The following is a 22326-nucleotide window of genomic DNA, read 5'->3' on the forward strand; positions in this document are numbered from 1 at the left end:
TGATTTACTCTTGTCGTTTGTTACCTAAAGGTACAAACAAAGGTACAAGCAGTGTCATTGAATTTTTTGCTATCTGAGGGTTCAAAACCTTCATGTCCAACATCTTCATCAGATGTTCCACCAGCAAGAGCTGTTGCTGGAAATTCTCTACCTGAAATTTCCCTGTCTCAGTTAACTCAGTTAGCTTCTTTGTCATCTCGTGTTAATACTGAGTGTAATGTAAGTACATACCTAGTACGCTCAAAGAGTGGTATCTATTCTTTTAGGTGGAATACGCGTGTTGATAACCCATCGTATAATCCTCTAACTACATCTAGTAAACCATACAAGTATAAACAGTTAAAAGTTAGCCTCAGAACAAGGCAGCGTTTGCATGCTGCTTCCTATGCTCTGTATCTCTACAGAGAAATATCTTCATTCCACAATCCATCCATTGAACAGATTAAAGCTACATTCAATAGCTTTGTTAGCTCAGTCTTTGCAAAGAAAGAGGCTGTTTTCCTTTTATCTGTAGATATTGATAAAGCCTTAGAAGACCTAGCTTTCAAGAGCAGAAGGGAGTATATGGCTTGTTGGGAGAGCTTCTTAAAGCTATATCCATCCATTTGTACTCATGAGATTAAGGCTGCTCATATTGAGCAGTGGAAGCTCTCCCAGTCTATCTCTGCAAAGAGTAAGGGTAAGACAGTTAGCCCTACAACACTCAAGAAGAAGCTAAGGCTGCTATCTGGCTGCTTTAACAGGGCTTCAATTCCTTGTGAGGCTGAATGGTTTCAATTATCTAAGAATGAGGCTAGAGCTACATCTAAAGCATCATCTACAAAGGCTAAGAGGGCTTTCTCTGAGAGAGAGCTTAAAGAGCTATTGAAGTGTACAGATGAGTTTAAAGCTGATGGGTATGTAGGTAATGGCTGGAGATATTACTTGCCCAGAATGGCTATTCTTACAGGCTGTCGTCTTAATGAGCTAGCTCAAATGAGGGTGGGTGATGTAGACCTTGTATCTGCTCAGCCTCATCTTGATATTAATGATGATGGTGAAGATAAAACACTTAAGAATGATTCAAGCAAAAGGACTGTACCTGTTTCTGATGAGCTTAAAGTTTTGCTTGAGCCTCTTATCCATCAAAGAGCTAAAGATGAAAGGCTCTTTCCTTCATTAACATACTCCAAAGACAACGGATACAACAGTAAGCCTAGTAAGTGGTTTAGTGTCTTGTGTAGAGAGAAGCTCAAGCTTCAAGGTGTTAGCTTTCACTCATTTAGACATTATGCAATTACAAAGCTATTCAATGAGGCAATTAGTGAAGAGCTTATAGGCTCATTGATGGGGCATAGCATAGGTAAGCTAACAACAGGGAAGGTGTATATGAGTGGCTTTACTTATCGGAACAAGCTTGAGGCGGTAAGTAAATTATCAACAGATACAGTAGATGCGACAGATGCGATAGATGGAGTGTGTGCCTGAAAAGGAGGTGAGCAAAGGAAACGGGACTCCTAGACCTTTAACGTCCCTAGCTCTTTGTTCATAGCTCTTTGTTCTTATCTCTTTGGCTCTTTCATGTTCATGAGAATGCTATGTGTGCTGGCTGAGGAGATGCAGGGAAGCAAGCCTCTAATGAGGCTAACTTCCTTGAACGTAGAGCCCTTAGTTGTAGGGGGAAAGCATCTCCTCAATGTGCCAGCACGACATAGGTTAGATGCATGAATGGATAAATACATGTGAGGAATAAGCAATGGGCAACACACTAAGTCTTAAAGATGTTCTGATGAAAGAAGCTCTATGTAAGGCGGTAGCAGACCTTCTAGCTATCACAGCTAATGCTAAGGATGCTCAGTTACGAGTGTTAGGTGTACATGAGGCTAATGACTCTAATGGGAAGGATGTATCTGTCATTGAACTAGCTCCAATTGTTTCCATTGATGGGAGGGAAGACTGGAGCAGCATTAAGCCAATGAACCCATATGGAGAGGATGCTAACACCTTATACCTGTTAGTAGCTCCAGCATTCGCTAAAGACCTAGCTATGTACATAGACCATATGTATGTGAAAGAGCTTACATCATTAGATGGGGCTTTAAAGAATATGGATGAAGCTAACGTAGCTCAGCTTATGAGAAGTAGCTTTGAGTCTGTACAGGCTAACAGAAACCAAGAAGCTTCAATCATATAAGAAGCTCTTATCAAGATTACAGGTAGATGAGTAAATGAAAGGCAGTGAGAGTAGTAATAACGGCAAGGCAAACAATAAAGCAAGTAATAAGGCTATCCCTCTTAAAGCTACGCTTGTGGCTTTGATGAGTATTGCTGTAATGAGTGGGTGCTCTGTAGTTCATGAGGCCACTGAAGGTGCATCGTTTAGCTCTACTATGTTCTGGTCAGATGAAGATAAAGCGAGGCTGGAAAGATACCCTGAGTGTAAAAACAATCAGAAGGTAATGAGCTGCATTGCACTGATGGAGGCTAGGGCTGATAGGGATTATGAGGCAAAGATAAGAGCCAGAGAGCAGGAGCTTCTTGAGCAGGAAAAGGCTAGAAAGGCTAAGGAGCATGAAGAGTGGCTTAAGTCTCCAGAGGGTGTAGCTCATGCTAAAGAGCAAGAAAGAAAGGCTGCTGAACAAGAGAAGAAGCAAGCTGCTGTGAAAGGTCAATGTGAGCATGTAGCCAAGGACTTTGCTCAGGACTACCCTGTTCAGTATAAAGGCTTAAGACATTGGCAGCCTATGTATGGAGATATGGTGTTATGTTTAGCTGACTACATACATAAGGATGTATATGAGGTAGAGCACTATAAAGTTATTACTTTTGAATACAACACTTCTTCTAACAGGTATCAATGGAGGGAGTGATGGGAATAATAAAGAAGCCGCTTCATTATATTAAAGGGATGTTCTTCTTTGCTCTTTCATTCATCCTAACTATATTGGCTGTTGTTATAGCTTTCTACTTTCCTCCTGTATTACTCTTTATTGCAGGTTGGTATTTAGTAGGGTTATTAATCCCAAAGAGGAGTGATGCGTAACAATTCATTTGTTATTCATTGTAAGGAATGAGTGAGATTAATTATTCTATGTGTTTATTCTTGCTTATTCCTGCATCCATCCCTCTAGCGGCTGTCCTCTCTTTGAGAGGTCATGGCTAGACGTTGGACGCTTTCATTTAAGAGCCCAGGCTGTAACTCCTACAGCCTTATTCTCTCCTACAGATGGATAGACTCAAGCCTCATTCTCCTCAAATTTAGCCACCAGCTTAAGCCTGTAAATTGTGGCTGAGATGGCCAAAATTAGCGGCTAAATAGCCATTCTGAAAGGGTTTTATGGCTAATTCGATTAATCATATGGATAATGTGAAATAGCCCTGAGAATTGATTTTAGGCTTAATTCTGTGGATGAGGATGAGTGAGGGTGAATGAGGTGAATTTCAAAATATTAAAGTGGTACTAATAGTCTTTTAGGACGTCTTTAAAATTTTCACATCCAGAAAAATAATCTAATTTTTCGTCTAAATATTATGATTTCGTCAATATTAAGATATAATGGTTTCTCAATGACGGGTAACTCGGTTATTCACATCTAGTTCTTAATTATTCATTGCTAGGTATTATGCCGCATCTAGTAGAGTTCAATCATTGTTCTAGTAAATAATTTATATTCCTATGGCTCATCATCTACATATAAGCATGATGCATAGGAGTTGTTTAGCATTTATCTATGAGCAATAACTCTATGACAGCAATCAAACCAGTAATCAATCCCAATCAAAATACACGTAAGCCTATTCACCTAGTAAGTAGCAGATGTGGAGGAGGCAAAACAAAGTCTACTCTAGATAAGCTAGCTTCTACACTCACCAATACTCCACCAGCTAAGATGCCTACTATTGTGTTTGCATCTCTTACTAACAGGCTATCAGAGCAAAGCTACGTTAACTTCCATAAGAACTTATCATCTCATAACAAGATGCACTCTGTAGCTTGTAGGCTTCTTACATCAGATAGCAGCATTGCTAGAAGCTATAACCTCATTGAAGAAAGCCCTGTTATGGCTTTAAGTAATCTACTTCATACAAGAGAAGAAGCTAACACGAGGTATAAGGGAGTTATCTTCTGTACTCATTCAGCTTTATCACGCATTGACCCTAAGCTCCTACAGGGAGTTACCATCATTATGGATGAACTTCCTTCTAGTGACTTAGGTAAGGTCATTAACTGCTCATTGCCAGAAGTGGCTGTAGAAGCAGGTTTCATTTCACTCATGGACTATCTTCATGTAGAGGCTATCGCTGGCTCTGCTTATTCATCAGTAAGATTGAAGGATGATAAGAAAGATGAAGTAGAGCATATGCTTCTTGTTCATGAAAAGACAGGTGGAGGGATGCTGTCACAAGATGGGATAGATGTGCTTAATTACCTTGTTCATCATCCTTATGCAGATGTTATGTATAAGACTGTACATAGGGAAGAGGTAGGCTTACTTCATATGTTTCAGGCTCTTGATTACAGAAAGTTCTTCTCCATCCTAGATAGCTGTAAGAAGCTATACCTCCTAACAGCATCATTTCATAGCAGTGTTGTAGGCTACTTGTTATCTAGCTATCCAGAGTATGAGGTTATCAAGGATACAAGGCTTGCAGGTGTATTGCCTCAAGTACATAAGAAGCCTATCAAGGTTATCCCATTCCTAAATGGTGGGCAGCTATCTTCTACATTGAGAAAGTCTCTAGTAACTAAAGGGCTAAAGACAAATACCACCAGCTACAAAAGCCTAGAAGCAGAAGCTAATCCTTGCTTATCCTCATCTTGTGCTCCTTCATCATATGGCATCAGCTCAATGCAGAATCTAACAGTGGATGAGTTGCTTCATAAGTTTGTAGAGAAGCACTTACAACAAGATTACTTAATGTTTGTAAACAAAGAGAATATGAGTAGTCCTTTCATTGATGTGAGAGGTAAGAATGTTCATTTGCTATCTACTGCTGTACATGGGCTTAACTCATTCACTGAGTATAGAAAGGCTGCATTTGTAGCTACATTGAGGCCAACAAGACATGAGGAAACAGTAGTTAAGTTTTATGCAGAGGATACAGCTCTAAACCCTAATGCCATTGTTAAAGCTCTTTACTCAGAAAGGATGTATGAGCCTTGTTATCAGTGCTTAGCTAGGACTGCTATCAGGATGAATGAAGAGTATGTAGATGTACCTGTAGCTACAGAAAATCATAAGTTTGAGGTTGTTAATGGGGAGATTGAGCAACTTAAAACGATGGAGCATTCTATTGAGAGAAGGCTCAAGGATGAAGTAGATGAGCTAGAGCCTATTACATTCATTGTCCCTGATATGGAGTATGTGAAGTATCTAGAAGGTAAGTTTGATGCTGACCTCATTGAAGTGGATGTATCTCACTCATTTGTGGCTAACAATGAATCTCATTACAACAGTAAGAGCAACAAGCTAGATAAGGCTGTAGCTTTCTTCATTGATAAAGCTAACAAGCCTAAAGGCGTACCTATGAGTGAGTTGTATGAGAAGCATGGTATTACTGCTCAAACAGCCACACAGTGGAAGAAAGAGTTTTATGCTTACCTCCTAGAGCATAAGCTCATCAAGCCTAGTAAGAAGCGTAAGGTACAAGAAGAGGCTTCTACCCTTGTAGGGACATCAAGCCTTAAAGATGCTTTCCTAGCTGCATAGCTTTAAGCTCCCTTTGTATTCAGCTAACAGATGTACGTGGAAAGAGTATGCCTATAGTTAAGCTAACAGGTGTACTCTGAAATGTGCTTTAGGAGTGAAGAAGCTCACTGTTATTTAGAATGGGGGAGGGAATAGAAGGCGAATAGGGGATTGGGCGAGGAGAAAATAAGGAGCTAATAATACTGCAAGGTAATGAATTAATTGGATAATTTATGCGTTGTAAGAAATCCACATTAAATAGAACGCCATACCAATATAGCATTTATTTGAGGTTATTTAATATCATGTATTCTGTACCTATTCTTTATTTATCCCTTGTACATCCTCATAAATCTACAATTACACCTACTACTACAAACACACTGAATAACTCATTCCAGCACATACCCTAAACCCTTAGTAAACCCTTAGTAAACCCTAGCACTGTAGAGAGCCTTATTGCTTATTAATAGGCTCTCTCTCATAACACTCTCTCAAACACTCTCTCAAACACTCTCTCAAACACTCTCTCAAACACTTATCATATTGTAACTATTCTGGAGAAATACCTGAATGAAGAAGCAAGCTAATAACGTAACTAATACTAAATATAAAAGCAGATACAAGATAAAACATATCAATCTAGATGTTCTACCACCAGCATTAACAAAGAAGCTGATAAGTAAGAATAGTCAGCCAGCTGTAGATATACTATTAAATCTAGATAGTAATCCAGATAACTCTAGTCAAGTATGTTCCTTCTATATTTTTTATCTAACTAAAAATAAGCAGCACTCAATCTCATCATCTCTCTTTAATTTGAAAGGAGAGTCTAGGTTAAATGAAGATAAGAAGCTTCATTCCTCACTCATTAAGTTCTTCAAATCTTATTCATATGCATTAGCTAAAGAGCTTCTAGATGAAAAGTTAAAAGAAGGCTCATACAACTCATTACATCATGCTGTCAGGAACAATAGAGCTTTAAGCTACAAGCAGAAGGAGCAGCTAGAATACTTAGAGGCTAACTTGTTGAGAGAAGCATGTAATAAAATACAAAAATCTCACTCATACTCTAATACATATGAGATACATAATGTATGGAGCCTCGTTAAAGAAATAACTGAAAGATATAAGTTTGACCGTACATTAGATAGCTTCTCTGTACTAGATGAGCTAGAGGAAAGAGATGTGTCAGATAAGCCACATATTATCTCTCATATTAGTAAAGAGGCTAGTAAACGAAGACTACACTCAGCTAGGAGTAAGATTAGAGCCTATTATCAAGAATGTAATAACAAGCATGGCATTCATTTTTAATGCTTATGTATATCAATCTATTTATTCATATAAAGACCTCTGGCCTGTATATTTAAGGTCAGGATTAACCGTGGCAAATAATGCCTATTCTGGCGATTCTCCGGCAATCTCAGCTCATTTTATTATCCATTAATATGATTGGGTGAGTTTTCTGTTTTATGCCCTGAGAATTGATTTCAGGCTTAATTCACAGGTTATCTATGGATTAATCTCATCTAAATAAAGCAAAGGAAAGACTATGGAAGAAACAAACGAGAATAACGGCTTGAGAGATATTATTCATCAGGTAAAGGGAAGGGATATTAAGGAGCTGAATAAAGAGCTATATACATACAGCTCTCAAGTAGCCCTTCAATCTTATATTAGTCCTCTTACTAATCCATCTAGGGATGAGGATATAAGTAATATTGAAGATAAGTTACAAGAAGTATTAGTTAAGCTTCTAAGCAGTACAGAGAGACTAGAGGATGTATCCAAAATCCTACCAGAAGCTTTCTACAAGGCTCAGGGTGTAACTCATGAGGCTGATGTAGGAAGTACAGAGCCTCTCCCCTTTACTAAGTCTCCTTTGGCTTATGCAGTAAATGAAGCTATTAGCTCAGACAATGTACAAGAAGCTAGCCCTTCACATCATTCATCTGCTTATGCTGTATTGAGCCATCCTAGTAACCCAAGTAACCTGAGTAACCCTAATAACCTGAGCAGTTATAATCACTCAACTGATAATACAGCTAGGAATGTAGAGGTAGCATCTGTATCAAATGCATCATCTGTATCACCCGTATCACCTACTTCATTTAATACTACAGACATAACTAATGATGCTCCACCAGCTCTAAGCAACATTAACGAGCCTGCATCTTTACTACATGAAAGAGAGAGCAGCTTAAGAGAGAGCTTAGGTGAGTCTCATGCTCAGGAATTACTTGAAGGCTCTTCTTCATCCTCATCTCTCAAGGAATCTATTGTAGAAGCCATTGAAGAGGGATTTGAGAAAGTAGCTAGCTCTGTAGAAGACCAAGGAGCTACAGGCTCTCCTAGCACATCTGGGACTCCTTCATCTGGCTCTCCTAATACAAACATTGAAGCTCTCACTAGAAACTTACTGAGAGGGAATGGAACGGCTGTTCTAGGTAATATGGTTACAGGAGGTGTAGCAAGATTGCTATCTGTTGCATCAACAGCTGTACCTGCTGCTATGGCTGGATTTGTAAGAGGTGGTGTTCAAGGAGGCTTATTTGCCGGAGCTGCATCTTTAGCTGTAAGAGAGGGATACAGTGAGCTAGCTCAAGAGCAAGGCTATGCTGAGAAGTTTGGTTCAAACTTCTATGAGATGAGAGCTAATACATCAGCAATGAGGGAGGCTGGAGCATTAGCAAATGATGCTCAATCTGATTTTGAGAGTATTAGGTCAGCTAAAGCTGGAATGTCTGTAGGTAACTTCTCATTAGCTACCCAGATGGTTAGTGGTTCAAGAGGTGCCATTGATTACAGTGACATTGAGCAGTATGGGGATAATCCAGCAGAGCTACTATCTGTCACTGTTGAGAGGATGAAGTCTCAAGGATACACAGAAGACCAAATTGTAGGCTCGGCTCAACTCATGGGTTTTGAAAGTCTTCCTTCAATGGCTGAGGGATGGACAGAGGGAACTCGTGAACAGATACAGCAAAAGATTGAGCAAGCTGAAGGGAGGGATGAAGAAGCTGAAAGAGCAGGTAGCTTAGCATCTGCATTTGTAGAGAACACTGATGCTGTAAGGATTGCTAAAGATGCAATGCTAGACGTAGCAGCTAGAAGCTCTGAGCTTCTAGAGCCTATCAATGAGTCTATAAAGAGCAATGATACTGTTGCTAAGAACCTTGATGATTTAGGGGAGGAGATAGCTAAGTTTGAAGGAGCTGTCAGGGACTTGCTGAAAGAGCTAAACCCTGAATCCAATCCTGAGCCAACCCCTAATCCTGAGTCAGAGGAAGAAGGGTTTTTATCTTCATTAAAGAAAGACTATGAATCAAGCAATATCTGGCTACGAGAAAACCTCATTATCCCTATCAATGAAGACTTAGAGGCTGCTGGCTTACCTACATTACCGCTAGGCTCAACTTCATCTAAAGTCATTCCAGCATCTAGTGCATCTAGTGCATCTAGTTCCACTGATGAGTCAAACACCCCTTCTAGTCTAATAAGCCAAAGAGAAGGTTACTTAGGTATCAATTATGGATGGTCTAAAGATAAGCCTAATGCCTTGTCTGTTGAAAGAACTGCTAAAGGCAGGACAGGAGGCGGCAAGAAGGTCTGGACAGAGAAAGGTAGGAATGCCGATGGCTCTATATCTAAAATTCCTTCCTCTCAAGTAGAGATGCTTCCAGAAGGTGCATCATACATGGACTTAGTCCGTGACCATGATGACTACGAACGTAAGAAGAACCAAGCTCGTACAACACTTGAACAAGTCAAGTCAACCGGATACAAGAACACTGTTAGTGAAATGAAGAGTTACTTCCCTGCACAACAGATGTGGCCAACACCTAGCGCAGCAACTGTAACTATTAACAAAAGCTCTGATGCAGAAGTTGAAGTTATGTTGCAACAAGATGGTGTAGCAAGAACTGGTCTTTGAGGGCATACCAATGATTAATATGAGAAGAGCCTTTACAAGGCATACAACGACACAAGCTACTATCCAGCATGTAGTAGATGGGTATTATGATGATAACAACCTATGGGTAGATGGAGGCTTGAGTGAGCCAATGCCAATCAATGTAACTCCATTGCCTAGAGATGGGGAGGAACTACAAGCCCTAAGAAGGGGTGAGAGGACTCCTGCTACTATGTCATTCAAGAGTATTACAGAGATGCCTATCAACTCATTCATTACTATCTATAGCACTGTGTACAAGGTGATAAAGAAAGGAGACTATTCAGCAGCTGGCTTCTATTCTGCTGTAGGAGCTAAACATGATGAACCTTTGATAGCAAAGCCGTAGAAGGGAGGAGCTTACAGCCTGGGCTATAGGCTCCTATGAATGGTTACATCAATTACTTGTACTTGTGGAGGTCTAGGATAACTCTCGCTTATTCTTCAGTGCAGCCTCTCTGTTCCTTCTTAATGCATTTTACAGTGTAGGGGACTTTCTCTTGTCTACAGTTGACTTACATTTACCACATATATGTAGAGGCATATTTCTTAAGCCGGAGTCACTAAGAGGGATTAGCTTAGTGTCTGTAGCCCAACAGGTAGGGCAGAAGGGAGTACCTACTGGCTTTCCATTCTCGTCTAACCTGTATATAGCTCCCAAGTAGCTTACTACTTCATCAGAAGCACCTAACTTATCTTGAAGCTCTTTAATGAGTTTATCTTTCTCATATAATTCATCATCCAAGTTACGTATCTGTATCTTGGCTTCATGTAATGCATCAGTTAGTTTTAGTAGCTCTTGCTTAAGATGAGCATTGTCATAGTCACTCTTTGTTTGTACTAGAGCGTTACTGATGTTTATTGCATTAGATATGTTGGAAATTATCTGGCTAACCTCAGTTATTGGCATTTACCTTTCCTTATGCATACGAGTCAAAACTAGAGTTAACTTAATAATCTATATCAATATTTTTGCTTGAACTGTGACGATGGAGCTACTTTGAGGAAAGAGCTATGAGTCAAATTTCACTCTTGTAGACAACCATCATACTTATGCTATTAGATTCATTGTAAGATGTTGGGTCACATGTAATTGATTTAGGAATTGAAGTGATGACTCAAGAACTAGCACAACCAAAGGTCTTCATATCATACAGTTGGTCTAGTACTCATCATCAGGAGATGGTGAAGTATTGGGCTGACAGGCTTATTCAGGATGGTGTAGATGTAATACTTGATATCTATGACTTGAATGAAGGTGATGATAAGTATGCTTTCATGGAGAGTATGGTTACTGATGAAGAAGTAACTCATGTACTTGTTGTCTGTGATGCCAAGTACACTGAGAAGGCTAATGCTAGAGCAAAAGGTGTTGGTACTGAGTCAACTATCATCTCAAGTGAGGTCTACTCGAAAGTTAAGCAAAGTAAGTTCATACCAATCTTATGTGAGTTTGGTGATGATGGTGAGCCTGTAGCTCCTGTCTTTATGAATGCTCGAATAGGTATCAACTTCTCGACTCCAGAAGCAGCCAATGAAAATTGGGAGCAGCTAATAAGACTGCTCTATAGTAAACCTCTTCATGTGAAGCCTAAGAAGGGCTCTGTACCTTCATACATAACTAGTGATGTTCCTCTTCCAGCTAATGAAGCAAGAGCTAAGTTTGAATCTCTAAAGCAAGCAGTCCTTCAAGACAAGAAAGGTCTTAGGATGTATCGAGATGATTTTTTCAATGCATGTGTTGATTATGCTGATGAGATGAGAGTCAAAGAAAGACCTGACACGAATAACTTTGGGCAGAAAGTGCTAGAAGACTGCGGGAAACTAAAAGTAGTTAGGAACCAGATATGTGACTGGGTACTGTTAGAAGCAGGGACTCTACCTGAAAATGAGTTATCTGAAGAGATAATTGGGTTGCTTGAAAGGTTAAGGGAGCTAAAGACTAAACCAACAGAAATGAACGTGTGGAGTGATAGGTGGAGTGAAGCTCCATCCGTTTTCTTATACGAAACATTCCTCTATGTGGTTGCAGCTTTAATCAAGGCTCGATGCTACGAGACCCTAAATGAACTTTACATTTCAAGTTATATGGCTCCTCCTGAAAGAGTGCAGCGAGGGACTGATTTTGAGAGCTTTAGCTGTTTCTATGGCCACTCAGAAGCACTACAAGAGGTATTGAGACCTAATGAGAACTTATACTCTCCTGCTGCTGAGTTGATAAAGATGCAAGCAGATAGAGCAGATATTACTTTTAAAGATGTTACTCAAGCAGAGACATTAACCTTCATGATGTCATTAGTAAGGCAGGTAAGATGGTATCCAGCAACTCTTCATTACGCCGTGCATTATGAAAAGTTCCCGTTCTTTGTTAGGGCTGCACAACATAAGAACTTTAAGAAATTGGCAACTGTTACTGGTATCTCAACAGGAGATGAGTTAAGAGATAAAGTGAAGACTATGCTTGAAGGAATGCAACAGTCTTACTCTAGAACGTTCTTTCATGCCCCTGATTTTGATGAGCTGATGAACTTAGAAAACTTGGATACAATCAAGTAGGCAAACTCTTAGCTCTAGTTCATGTAGTAGGAAGTGAAGTTGTTTGGAGTCCCTAGATACACTGTGAGGCAGATTGAAGTTACTCAAAAGGAAACGGGACTCCTAAACCTTTTAAACTCCCTTCTGCTAAATGTGGGTAAGTTTAGTGCATCATAACTACTTTCTAATCAGTTGATTCAAATGAGTGAAAACAGCTCTAGTAATGAGGTACAAACCTAGGTACAATCCGTCCCGTTCTTAAGTGAGAACTTACATTAAGCATGATAAGCGACTAGAGCTAAATCATTGTTTTATGAAGGTAGAGTGACTCCTATAGACCGAGCGAGTATGTACGAGCTAGAGGCTATAGAATCGAGGGTTCGAATCCCTCCCTCACCGCCATCATCCTTTGCGGTGATACAATTCGGAGAGATGGCTGAGTGGTTGAAAGCACCGGTCTTGAAAACCGGCATACGTTTGTAGCGTATCTAGGGTTCAAATCCCTATCTCTCCGCCACATTCAAAAAAGCCAGCTTAACTGCTGGCTTTTTTACATCTATAGCTTGGCAAAGAAAGTGATAGGGTGAAGAACCTAGACAGGGTTCAGCCGAGCGTAGCGAGACAACGTTGCTAGCCGAAGGCGTAGTAAAGCAACGGCCCGTAGGGCGAAGTAAATCCCTATCTCTCCGCCACATTCAAAAAAGCCAGCTTAAATTGAAGTGACCCCGTAAAGTTGGACATTTCTGTTAAGCGGCTTTCAAGGCCTGATTTCGATACTCTATCGGAGTCAGGCCTTTTAGTTTCGCTTTGATACGCTTTGTATTGTAGTACTTGATGTATTCTTTAATCTGCTCTATCAAGTCATTCGCATCTTCAAAATTTCGATTGTGATACATCTCTGTCTTAAGCAGGGCAAAGAAGTTTTCAGCGACAGCATTATCTAAGCAATTGCCCTTTCTCGACATACTTTGTACTAACCCATTATCACGCATTTGCTTCTGATAAGCTCGATGGCGATACTGCCACCCCTGATCACTATGTATGATTGGCTTTGACTCTGGTTTTAGTTTTGAAATCGCTTCCGCAAGCATATCAGTAACCAACGGTAAGCTAGCATTTTTCGCGACTTTATAGGTAATACCCTCTCGAGTAAACAAGTCCACCACTGGTGATAGATACACTTTCTGTCCTTTGACTTTAAACTCTGTCACATCTGTAACCCACTTTTCATCTGGCTTGGTCGCACTAAAATCTCTTTCAAGAACATTAGGGGCAATATTTCCACACTCACCACGATATGAGCGATACTTCTTGGGCCTTACCGTCGACTTGAGGCTTAGCTGGGCCATAAGCTTTTGAACTGTCTTATGATTCAGCATGATATTACGCTTCCTTAGTTCTAGGTAAATTCGTCGATAACCATATCTGCCCTTATGCTCGTGATAAATTGACTGTACCAGTTGCCTTTCATTCTCATAGCTATCAGGACACTTACTCGCTTTCACCTGATAATAAAATACGCTTCTTGCAAGATTGAGAGCACGAAGTAAGTGCTTCAGTGGGTACTTGTTTTTGAGAGTTAGAGCGATTACCGTTTTTTCTTTGTTCGACGGTTCTTCTCCTGCTCCAACTCTTCCAGCTTTTTTAGAACAGCATTCTCAGCCCGTAAGTAGGCGAGTTCTTCTCTTAATTCCTCAAGAGTCATTTCACTATCTGGCTTGGATGCAGGCTGAGGTTGCTGTTTCATAGGAGGCCTTCCTTTAGGGTGCGATTCGAGCCCTTTAATACCTTGCTGGTTATACCGCTTGAGCCAAACAGAGAGTATTCCAGGGGACGAAAGATTTAAGACAGCACTAGTGTGCGCGATAGACCAGTTATTCGTCCACATTAGTTTCAATGCTGCTAACTTGGATTGGCTTGTCGGCGCCTGAGTTGCGCGTAAAAATGAACGATTGCCATGTATAGAAAAGACTTGTGCCCAGTACCTAATTTGGCTCGAAGAGATGGAATGTTGTTTAGCTAGGCTGTGAGATGACTCGCTACTTAAGCATTTCTTGGCAATAGCACACTTGAAATCGCGACTGTATTTGGACATAAAAAGACCCCCAATAATTGGTTGTCCAACTATTGGGGGTCAGTTCAATCCTGGTTGATGCCGGGTTTGAAACTGGCCATGCCTATGGTAAGTCGGTGCGGACGGTGAAGTCTTGTGTCGGGAGCACCTGGTGCCGGTATGGGGTCGATGACAGTGTTGGTTTTGCCATAGATCTCGAGCACCGCTACAAAGGCTTGCGGGCACCGCACAAACTCAAGTTTGCTGTCTCGGGCTGTACCCGTGAGTGTGCCGAGGCCCAGTCCAAAGATATCGGTGTTATTGCAACGGAAAACGGCTGGAACCTCTATGTGTGTGGTAACGGTGGCATGCGCCCGCGCCATGCAGATTTGCTGGCCAGCGATCTGGATGCAGAAACATTAGTCCGCTATGTCGACCGTTTTCTGATGTTCTATATCCGCACGGCTGACAGGTTGCAGCGCACTTCGGTGTGGATGGAGAACCTCGAAGGCGGTTTGGAGTACCTGAAGAAAGTGGTGATTGATGATCATTTAGGCCTTGGTGAAGAGTTAGAGCAGGAGATGGCACGCACCTTGGGTCAATATCAATGTGAGTGGAAAACAACCCTCGAGTCACCTGAGAAACTTCAGCGCTTTAGGCATTTTATCAACAGCGAGCAGCAAGATAGCCAACTGGCCTATGTCACCGAGCGCGGGCAGCTAGCCTAGCAGGCCGGGAAAATAATCGTAACTGCAGCAATTACTCTCAGAAACAATTACTTTCAGGAATAATTACTGTCAGAAAAATAGGGTGGAACGTGGATGAGCGAAACAATGCAGCCTGGAACAGCCCATAGCCAAATGCCAGCGAACCGAAAATGCCTCAGGCAAACGGATACCCTCGAACTGAATATCGGGGGCTACTCGGTGGCGGGATGTAAACCAAGTAACCAAGATGCTTTTGCGGTTTACCAGCCCGTGCGGCGTGAAGAACTGCTGCACAAAGGCGTGGTTGCTTGCCTGGCTGACGGGGTGAGTTGCAGTGCCCAAGCCCAGCTGGCGAGCCAAATTTGTGTCACCCAATTTATCGAAGAATACTACGCAACGCCGAAGACTTGGGGGGGTGAAACAATCAGCTGGCAAGGTATTGCATGCCCTGAACCAATGGCTTTTCCATCAGGGCAGCCAGAGTGAGCTTCAGCACAATGGTATGGTGACGACGTTCTGTGCGGTGATCATCAAATCCAATACAGCCTATGTCATGCATGTCGGTGATACCCGTGCCTACCTCTACCGCAACCAGGCGTTAATCCAGCTCACCCAGGATCACCGCCGCCATCAATACGGCCAGCAATATTTCCTCACCCGTTCATTAGGGATGGACAGCCATATCGAGGTGGATTTCCAGCAACTGCGGCTGGAAAAAGGAGACCGCTTGCTGCTGGCAACCGATGGTGTCCACGAATGGGTGGATGACTCAAAGCTGCTGCAGGCGCTGTCTTCAGCAAGCCCCGTTGAGCCGCTGTCCGAACAGTTGGTTGAGGAAGCGCTAGCGGCAGGAAGCCAAGATAATGTGTCGAGCTTACTGATTGATGTGAATGCCTTGCCGGTATTGACCATGGATGAGTACATAGGTGAGCTGACAAAGCGGGTGATCCCGCCGGTGATGGAAGAAGGGAACCGAATTGACCAATACCGAATACTACGCGTGTTGCATAGCGGTCCACGTAGCCATATTTACCTGGCAGTGAGCGAATTTGATAATCAACGTTATGTGTTGAAGATGCCATCATTGAACTTTGCCGAGGATTACCAGTACCTGCAGGGCTTTGTGCGTGAAGGCTGGGTCGGGGAGCAGGTATCCCACCAGAGAATAATGAAAATCCATCCTTTTTCTCGTCACTCTCCTTTTCTGTATCATGTTTGCCAATGGGTAGAAGGAAAATCATTGCGACAATGGATGGACGATAACCCTAAACCGGATATTGAAAAAGTACGGGTAATGGCTGAGGAGATAATTAAGTCAATTCGTGTGATGCAGCGCCATCGGCTTATTCATCGTGATATTAAGCCAGAAAATTTAATTGTTGACCAATTTGACCAAATCGTCATTATTGATTTTGGTTCCGTTTATTCTGAGCATTTTGATGAAGTGCAAACACCTATTGCCGAAACGGTACCCGTTGGTGATATTAAATATTTATCTCCGGAGTGTTTGTTAGGCGGTAAAGTCTCCATGAGGTCTGACATGTATTCAATATCTATCATTATTTACGAGATGCTGACAGGCCATTTCCCTTACCCATTTCCCAACACATTTAAACCGGCACAGGCAAATAGCCAATGGCCGGAATATATACCCCTAGAGAATTATCGTGATGACCTGCCTGCGTGGCTGGATATAGTTATTCGTAAAGGGTGTTTTGCCCGGGCTAACCAACGTTATGAAGCCCTTTCTGAGCTGAAGAATGACCTGTTCCATCCGTCTTCACAAGTGCTGAGGCAGGCAGGCAAACGGTCTTTGAAAAGCAAGAATCCAGTGCAATTTTGGAAAATTATATCACTTTGCTTGTTTTTTATTGTGATTGCTCAAATTGCCGTCATGGTAAGTTGATATTACGGGTGTGAATTACTATGTTGGAGTTATTGGTGGTGCAAATGGCTTCATGGTTTTAATTATTTCATTTCTGTCAATTTAATTTATTAATCTTAATAACTTAAAATTAAATGAGATCATCCTTCCATTGCTAATGGCTGATTTTTGCTGATATTAAAAAAAACACTATAAATATACCGAGCTCCTTCAGTCTAAACCTTGAAGTGGCTTATTTTTATATCGTCAGCTAAAGGCTAATTATCCGAAAGGGTAGGGCGCAAAACTTCCGGCCTACGGAGAAATATTTTTTAAAGCACTGTCTCTTAAAACACTGCCTCTTAAAAAATAGCCTCTAGGGTAGCGGGGTTACCTGATAGGAATAAGCAAGATCAAACGATAAGATCAACGCAGTGGCTTCTTCCCATTAGCTGGCTTCCCAAAATAATCATAATGGAAGCTAAACATGAAAAAGGTGATTAACTTTTCTTTGGGCGCTATGTCAGTCATGGCCGCCCTCTCTCCATTACACGCAAGTGCCCATGGTTGGGCCGACTTCCCTGCTGCTCGCCAGGTGATATGTGAGTCTGACGGTGGTCACTGGGGGCCATCAGATGGTTCCCAGATCCCGAATGAAGCGTGCCGTGCCGCATTTATGGAGTCGGGAACCTATCCGCTAGTGCAGAAAAATGAGTTTGCCGCATTGGTTAAGGATTATCACAACATGGATGCGGTTAAGGCAGCAGTGCCGGACGGTACTATCTGTTCCGGTGGTGATCCGCGTAAGAGCGGCATGAGTGTTGCCTCGGGGCATTGGCAGCGTACCGACATGAAAGCCGGTGAAACTTTCACTTTGCGCTACCGTGCAACGGCACCGCATAACCCGAGTTTTTGGCAATTCTACCTGACCAAGCCGGGTTACAATGCTGCGCATAGCCGTATTGGCTGGGATGATCTGGAGCTGATTGATACTACGGGCAATGTCGCAGTGACGCAGGAAGGCAATGGCCAGTACTACCTGATTGATGTGACCCTGCCAAGCGGCCGTTCTGGTGAGGCAACGCTGGTGTCACGCTGGCAGCGCAATGATCCGGCCGGTGAAGGTTTCTACAACTGTAGTGATATCCGTTTTGACGGTGAAGTGTTACCGCCTGAGTGGACGACTAAGGGCCAGTACGTCAAGCCGGGTGTCGAGGCGCAAGATGGCGATAGCGTCTGGTTCCGTATTTTCAACAAACAAGGCTCTGAAATTGTATTCGAGAAGCTGCCAATTACAGCGGCTAACGAGAACATCAATACTTGGTCTTATGATCTTGCTCAACTGATCAACGAGAAATACCCAACCGTTACTCAGGTGGGTGTGGAAGAAGCATCGGGTGATATCGTTTATCAGCCATCGGATCTGTATACCAACCAAGTCTTTGTCACCAACCCTGATTACAATTACGCGCTGGATGTGCGTGATGGGGATGTGATTGAACCCGCTCCGGTAACAGTTCAAGGCCTGAAAAGCGAATACACCCAGGGCAGCGATAGTAAAACCTACATTGATGCAACAGTCAGCTCTGAAGGCCGGTACCTGATCAACATGAAGTTGCTGGATAGCACAGGTCACCAGTTAGCGCTGGCGAGTGATATTGTCGATAACGGTAACATTGACCTATCGGTATTCACGACCGAAACAGGCTCATTCAGTGTTGTGGTAACCGCAGCTGAGCAAGACAGCAGCGAACACAAGGTTGTTGAAACCAAGCCGATTACCATCAAGGATAGCTCAGGTGGCGGTGATTACGACTATGCCTATCCTGATGGTATCGGTAGTTATGTACCGGGTGAGACAGTCGTGCTTGGCCGCGACGGTAACACCTACCAGTGCCGACCATTCCCAGAAGGTGGCTGGTGTAACATTGACTCACCGCACCATTACGAACCTGGATTTGGTTCAGCGTGGCAGGATGCCTGGATCAAGCAATAACCACCAAAGCAATAAGTAGCCATTTAATATGGCGTCAAAACGCTGGCACAAGCCAGCGTTTTTTTATGCGTTTCAGATCACAAAATAGCCCCGCTCGTAGTGATAAATCGAAAAGCAGTGTTTCCCTGGGTAGACAATGTTTATATGTAACTTGTTGATTTGATGATCTGGCTCAAACTACATGACATGAATGCTTTGTGAGGATTTATAATTTGCTCCAGATCAATTTGTTGCACACATTTCTGGTGGTAGGTTTTATTTGCAGAGAGCAAGACTGATTACGTATAGCCCGTTTACGCATAAGCGAGAGACAGAAGCAGAAGCGGTTTATGGTAATTAGTTTTTGATAATTATGGAGAATTTATCATGAGTAGCGCATTTTTTATCCCAACAGTCAACTTGATGGGTGCCGGCTGCCTGGCAGAAGCTGCTGATGCAGTGAAGGCCCACGGCTTTAAAAAAGCCCTGATTGTGACTGATAAAGTGCTAAGCCAAATCGGTATGGTTAAGCAGGTTGCAGATCTGCTGGCACAGCGTGATATTGATTCTGTTGTTTTTGATGGTACACAACCAAACCCAACGATTGGTAATGTTGAAGCAGGTTTGGCGTTGTTGAAAGACGGTGAATGTGATTTTGTCATTTCGCTGGGTGGCGGTTCACCGCACGACTGTGCCAAGGGGATTGCGCTGGTTGCTTCTAACGGCGGTAAAATTGCTGATTACGAAGGTGTCGATCAGTCTGCAAAACCTCAGTTGCCATTGGTGTCGATTAATACCACTGCAGGTACTGCAAGCGAAATGACGCGCTTCTGTATCATTACCGATGAAGCGCGCCATATCAAAATGGCTATCGTTGACAAGAACACCACACCGCTGATGTCGGTAAACGATCCTGAGCTAATGCTGGCCAAGCCTGCCTCCCTGACTGCTGCGACAGGTATGGATGCATTGACTCACGCGATTGAAGCTTATGTTTCTATCGCTGCAACGCCAATTACCGATGCGGTGGCTATCAAGGCGATTGAGCTTGTCCAAGCGCACCTGCGCACGGCAGTGAAAGACGGCCAGAACATCGAAGCCCGTGAGCAAATGGCTTATGCGCAGTTCATGGCAGGTATGGCATTTAACAATGCTTCTCTGGGCTATGTTCACGCCATGGCGCACCAGCTAGGTGGCTTCTACGATCTGCCACACGGTGTATGTAATGCGGTATTGCTGCCGCACGTCCAGCGCTACAACGCACAGGTTTGTCCTGAGCGCCTGAAAGATGTCGCAAAAGCGATGGGCGTGAATGTTGAAGGCATGACGGCAGAGCAGGGCGCGGAAGCAGCACTGGAAGCCATTCAGGAACTGTCTCAGGATGTGGGTATTCCTGCTGGCCTTCAGGAGCTAGGCGCGAAGGCAGAAGATATCGCGGTATTGGCTGACAACGCACTGAAAGATGCGTGTGGCTTTACTAACCCGAAACAAGCCAGCCACGAAGAAATTTCAGCTATCTTTGCTGCGGCAATGTAACTGAGCCAACACCACTGCACGATTGATTGTTTGCGCCCACCATTAGGTGGGCGCTTTTTTGTTTTCGATTGCTAGCATGCTTAACGCAAAGAATTTATAGGCTGTTGCTGAAGCGCTCCGAAGATGGTGCCGTCTCTTTTGCTGCAGCCCCTTCTGGTATAGTCTCTTCCGGTATAGCCTCATTCGGTGCTGATGGCCTTTTGTAATGCATAACACCGTTTTTCCCCTGCTGCTTAACTTCATACATGGCAAAGTCGGCCTGTTGTAGGACTTCACTGACACTGGAGGCGTTGCCCGGGTATTCGCTGCTGCCGATGCTGGCGGAAACTGGGTAGCTTTTGCCGTTCAGGATGACGGGGTGCTTGAAACTGTTGAGCAGCTTTTGACTGATATTGATTTCGTGCTCCCACGCCAGCGACTCAATCACGGCGAACTCATCCCCGCCCATGCGTGCAACGTGGTAGTGTTCCCCGCTCATTGCTGCCAAGCGGCTGGCCACGGTGATTAAAAGTTTGTCGCCGGCATGGTGCCCCAGTGTGTCATTGATTTCCTTGAACCCATCTAAATCAATGAGGTAAAAGCGAAAAGGTTGTCCGGTCGAGACCAGCTCGCTGAGGTAGTGGTTGAGCCACAAGCGGCTGTGGATCCCGGTTAAGGTATCGCTCATTGCCAGCTTGCGCATGGCGGATGACTCGCGCCATAGCGCCCACAATAAAATACCACCGAGCAAGACAATGGCACAAAGCAGGAAGTAAACCAGCACTTTCATGGTCTGGGTGGCCTCAACCCGCTTGAGGAGATCGCCACTCGAGAGGCGGAATTTGTGGCTGAGGAAAATCACCAAATTCTCGTAGCGGTCTTTGACGTCCGTGATCAGCCTTGCCTCGGAATCGCCCGGCTCGAAGGCGATGAGCTGTGGTTCTATGGAGCGGATATAGGCAAATTGCTTGCTGATTTGATGGTAGGCACCATCAAAGTGATATAGGTGGCTGATATGGGTGTTATTGAGAATAGTTTTGAACCGGCTCCATAGGATCTCGTATTGCAGCATCATATCGTTATGGTCACTGGTACCCACTGCATAGCGGTGAAGCTGGAGGTGGAACTCAGCATATTCCTTGTGCAGCTGGAGAACATACCACGCGGCCTCGTTTTGGCTATTGGCAATGATATCTGAATTGCGCTTCAGGGCAGTGACTGCCACCAGGATACTGATAATCAGCAATGGCGTGATATAAATGAGCAGGGAGGTGATGCGGCGGCTAATTCCCATATGCAGCTCGACTACATGGCTTCGATAACGGTGAGCTGCCAGACCATGTTGGCAAGGTGCTTGGTTTCAGCAGCTTCGGGATGTTCATTGAGGGAAATGATAACCCAATAGGGGCCGTAGTCTCTCACTTTCAAATATTGGCCATCTTGCTTGATGGCGAGCAATGGGTTGTATTGCTTGATGTAGTCATGGCTGACCTCGACGGAGTAATCATTGAGGGCGAGCAGCTTCAGCTTGGCAACCGATAAGTCAAAATGCTCGAGCAGTGTCAGCAGGCGGACGCCTTCAAACGTTGCGCTCTGCTCTAGCCAGGGGAGGTGAGTTGAAATTGACGATTGGGGAAGCCCTTCAAGTTGATTGCGTTCAAGGGTAATAGAGAGCTGCTTGCCTGAACGGTCTTTACCGGTTAATGCCAGTGGGATTCCTTGGCTCCATGTCGAGAATGTGGTGAAAAGGGCAAAACAGTAAAAAAGGCACAGTATTGCCAACCTCGGGTTTGCCTGCTGCATCGTAACTCCCCTAAATTTTCGTCCTGAACTCTCCAGCGCAATAGCAATACGTTTCTTGCGGCAGAGAACACTGAAGCGGCTTGGATATATACCCAAGCAACTTGAGGTAACTTGGGTATAATTGTAGTTGTTTCTGTTACAAGTGAGGCAAAGAAATCAAAACAAAATAGAAAGAGTTCGTTGTAATTTTATTATTGGCTGATGTGTTTTTAATCATGCGGTTAGCGAGTTTATGTGCTTTTTTTGAACG

At 43.3% G+C, this 22326-nt stretch carries 17 protein-coding genes, 1 tRNA gene, 1 other RNA gene, 2 pseudogenes and 1 riboswitch; of the genes and pseudogenes, 15 read left to right on the forward strand and 6 right to left on the reverse strand.

Annotation, left to right across the window (positions count from 1 at the left end; genetic code table 11):
• The first annotated feature begins 51 nt into the window (after positions 1-51).
• From ACXAGQ_RS11750 to ACXAGQ_RS11780, 7 genes are all read left to right on the forward strand, one after another.
• The gene (locus tag ACXAGQ_RS11750) at positions 52-1467 is read left to right on the forward strand and encodes a site-specific integrase (RefSeq protein ID WP_475254034.1); all 1416 of its coding nucleotides are present in this window, start codon (positions 52-54) and stop codon (positions 1465-1467) included.
• Between the two features lie 268 nt (positions 1468-1735).
• Entirely contained in the window at positions 1736-2173 is a 438-nt protein-coding gene (locus ACXAGQ_RS11755) for a hypothetical protein (protein WP_475254035.1), read from the forward strand.
• A gap of 34 nt (positions 2174-2207) precedes the next feature.
• Complete coding sequence (locus tag ACXAGQ_RS11760; RefSeq protein WP_475254036.1) at positions 2208-2849, forward strand: hypothetical protein; 642 nt, start codon at positions 2208-2210, stop codon at positions 2847-2849.
• 876 nt (positions 2850-3725) lie between these two features.
• Complete coding sequence (locus ACXAGQ_RS11765) at positions 3726-5690, forward strand: hypothetical protein (protein WP_475254037.1); 1965 nt, start codon at positions 3726-3728, stop codon at positions 5688-5690.
• Between the two features lie 552 nt (positions 5691-6242).
• Positions 6243-6986 carry a hypothetical protein gene (locus ACXAGQ_RS11770; protein ID WP_475254038.1) on the forward strand — a complete coding sequence of 248 codons (744 nt, stop codon included), beginning with the start codon at positions 6243-6245 and terminating at the stop codon, positions 6984-6986.
• A gap of 238 nt (positions 6987-7224) precedes the next feature.
• Positions 7225-9606 (forward strand): hypothetical protein, encoded by a 2382-nt coding sequence (locus ACXAGQ_RS11775; RefSeq protein ID WP_475254039.1) that lies wholly within the window; start codon positions 7225-7227, stop codon positions 9604-9606.
• Between the two features lie 10 nt (positions 9607-9616).
• Positions 9617-9973, forward strand: a complete 357-nt coding sequence (locus ACXAGQ_RS11780) for a hypothetical protein (protein ID WP_475254040.1) — start codon at positions 9617-9619, stop codon at positions 9971-9973.
• 129 nt (positions 9974-10102) lie between these two features.
• Here the strand turns inward: ACXAGQ_RS11780 and ACXAGQ_RS11785 are convergent, their stop codons facing one another.
• Entirely contained in the window at positions 10103-10534 is a 432-nt protein-coding gene (locus tag ACXAGQ_RS11785; protein WP_475254041.1) for a hypothetical protein, read from the reverse strand.
• A gap of 203 nt (positions 10535-10737) precedes the next feature.
• Here ACXAGQ_RS11785 and ACXAGQ_RS11790 point away from each other — a divergent pair, with 203 nt between their 5' ends.
• The 3 genes from ACXAGQ_RS11790 (at position 10738) to ACXAGQ_RS11800 (ending at position 12851) form a co-directional block, all read left to right on the forward strand.
• The gene (locus ACXAGQ_RS11790) at positions 10738-12180 is read left to right on the forward strand and encodes an SEFIR domain-containing protein (protein WP_475254042.1); all 1443 of its coding nucleotides are present in this window, start codon (positions 10738-10740) and stop codon (positions 12178-12180) included.
• 405 nt (positions 12181-12585) lie between these two features.
• Positions 12586-12676: transfer RNA gene (locus tag ACXAGQ_RS11795), tRNA-Ser, on the forward strand.
• 46 nt (positions 12677-12722) lie between these two features.
• Positions 12723-12851, forward strand: a non-coding RNA gene (locus ACXAGQ_RS11800) — RtT sRNA.
• Positions 12852-12905: 54 nt separating this feature from the next.
• On the opposite strand, the gene ACXAGQ_RS11805 is transcribed toward ACXAGQ_RS11800, so the two are convergent.
• The 3 genes and pseudogenes from ACXAGQ_RS11805 to ACXAGQ_RS11815 all read right to left on the reverse strand — a co-directional run.
• On the reverse strand, positions 12906-13748 hold the full coding sequence (locus ACXAGQ_RS11805; protein WP_475254734.1) for an IS3 family transposase: 843 nt from the start codon (positions 13746-13748) through the stop codon (positions 12906-12908).
• Positions 13748-13906: a hypothetical protein gene (locus ACXAGQ_RS11810; RefSeq protein WP_317524941.1), complete on the reverse strand. Its 159-nt coding sequence runs from the start codon at positions 13904-13906 to the stop codon at positions 13748-13750. Before ACXAGQ_RS11810 ends, ACXAGQ_RS11805 begins: the two co-directional genes overlap by 1 nt.
• A gap of 63 nt (positions 13907-13969) precedes the next feature.
• Positions 13970-14254, reverse strand: a pseudogene (locus ACXAGQ_RS11815) (transposase); the annotation flags it as partial.
• Between the two features lie 50 nt (positions 14255-14304).
• On the opposite strand from ACXAGQ_RS11815, the pseudogene ACXAGQ_RS11820 reads away from it, so the two are divergent.
• From ACXAGQ_RS11820 to yiaY, 5 genes and pseudogenes are all read left to right on the forward strand, one after another.
• Positions 14305-14940: pseudogene (locus tag ACXAGQ_RS11820) on the forward strand (nitrite reductase (NAD(P)H)); the annotation flags it as partial.
• A 93-nt stretch (positions 14941-15033) separates the two neighbouring features.
• Entirely contained in the window at positions 15034-15405 is a 372-nt protein-coding gene (locus ACXAGQ_RS11825) for a hypothetical protein (protein ID WP_475254043.1), read from the forward strand.
• Positions 15335-16825: a bifunctional protein-serine/threonine kinase/phosphatase gene (locus ACXAGQ_RS11830; RefSeq protein WP_475254044.1), complete on the forward strand. Its 1491-nt coding sequence runs from the start codon at positions 15335-15337 to the stop codon at positions 16823-16825. The genes ACXAGQ_RS11825 and ACXAGQ_RS11830 overlap by 71 nt, the downstream gene beginning before the upstream one ends.
• Positions 16826-17049: 224 nt before the next feature.
• A riboswitch (cyclic di-GMP riboswitch) is annotated at positions 17050-17181 on the forward strand.
• A gap of 89 nt (positions 17182-17270) precedes the next feature.
• Complete coding sequence (locus ACXAGQ_RS11835; protein WP_475254045.1) at positions 17271-18779, forward strand: lytic polysaccharide monooxygenase; 1509 nt, start codon at positions 17271-17273, stop codon at positions 18777-18779.
• A gap of 366 nt (positions 18780-19145) precedes the next feature.
• Positions 19146-20294, forward strand: a complete 1149-nt coding sequence (yiaY, locus tag ACXAGQ_RS11840) for an L-threonine dehydrogenase (protein ID WP_475254046.1) — start codon at positions 19146-19148, stop codon at positions 20292-20294.
• 94 nt (positions 20295-20388) lie between these two features.
• On the opposite strand, the gene ACXAGQ_RS11845 is transcribed toward yiaY, so the two are convergent.
• Together ACXAGQ_RS11845 and ACXAGQ_RS11850 are read right to left on the reverse strand one after the other, a co-directional pair.
• Complete coding sequence (locus ACXAGQ_RS11845; RefSeq protein WP_475254047.1) at positions 20389-21567, reverse strand: GGDEF domain-containing protein; 1179 nt, start codon at positions 21565-21567, stop codon at positions 20389-20391.
• A gap of 11 nt (positions 21568-21578) precedes the next feature.
• Positions 21579-22076, reverse strand: a complete 498-nt coding sequence (locus tag ACXAGQ_RS11850) for a putative pterin-binding protein (protein ID WP_475254048.1) — start codon at positions 22074-22076, stop codon at positions 21579-21581.
• Between the last annotated feature and the right edge of the window lie 250 nt (positions 22077-22326).

Source organism: Photobacterium sp. ABD4_091 (genome assembly GCF_056160145.1).

Excerpts from the sequence above, each read along its gene's own strand:
- ACXAGQ_RS11825 (WP_475254043.1), top strand. The coding sequence starts at position 15,034 with ATGAGCGAAACAATGCAGCCTGGAACAGCCCATAGCCAAATGCCAGCG.
- ACXAGQ_RS11770 (WP_475254038.1), top strand. The coding sequence starts at position 6,243 with ATGAAGAAGCAAGCTAATAACGTAACTAATACTAAATATAAAAGCAGA.
- ACXAGQ_RS11775 (WP_475254039.1), top strand. The coding sequence starts at position 7,225 with ATGGAAGAAACAAACGAGAATAACGGCTTGAGAGATATTATTCATCAG.
- ACXAGQ_RS11755 (WP_475254035.1), top strand. The coding sequence starts at position 1,736 with ATGGGCAACACACTAAGTCTTAAAGATGTTCTGATGAAAGAAGCTCTA.
- ACXAGQ_RS11810 (WP_317524941.1), bottom strand. The coding sequence starts at position 13,906 with ATGAAACAGCAACCTCAGCCTGCATCCAAGCCAGATAGTGAAATGACT.
- ACXAGQ_RS11835 (WP_475254045.1), top strand. The coding sequence starts at position 17,271 with ATGAAAAAGGTGATTAACTTTTCTTTGGGCGCTATGTCAGTCATGGCC.
- ACXAGQ_RS11845 (WP_475254047.1), bottom strand. The coding sequence starts at position 21,567 with ATGGGAATTAGCCGCCGCATCACCTCCCTGCTCATTTATATCACGCCA.
- ACXAGQ_RS11850 (WP_475254048.1), bottom strand. The coding sequence starts at position 22,076 with ATGCAGCAGGCAAACCCGAGGTTGGCAATACTGTGCCTTTTTTACTGT.
- ACXAGQ_RS11780 (WP_475254040.1), top strand. The coding sequence starts at position 9,617 with ATGATTAATATGAGAAGAGCCTTTACAAGGCATACAACGACACAAGCT.
- yiaY (WP_475254046.1), top strand. The coding sequence starts at position 19,146 with ATGAGTAGCGCATTTTTTATCCCAACAGTCAACTTGATGGGTGCCGGC.
- ACXAGQ_RS11760 (WP_475254036.1), top strand. The coding sequence starts at position 2,208 with ATGAAAGGCAGTGAGAGTAGTAATAACGGCAAGGCAAACAATAAAGCA.
- ACXAGQ_RS11785 (WP_475254041.1), bottom strand. The coding sequence starts at position 10,534 with ATGCCAATAACTGAGGTTAGCCAGATAATTTCCAACATATCTAATGCA.
- ACXAGQ_RS11765 (WP_475254037.1), top strand. The coding sequence starts at position 3,726 with ATGACAGCAATCAAACCAGTAATCAATCCCAATCAAAATACACGTAAG.
- ACXAGQ_RS11790 (WP_475254042.1), top strand. The coding sequence starts at position 10,738 with ATGACTCAAGAACTAGCACAACCAAAGGTCTTCATATCATACAGTTGG.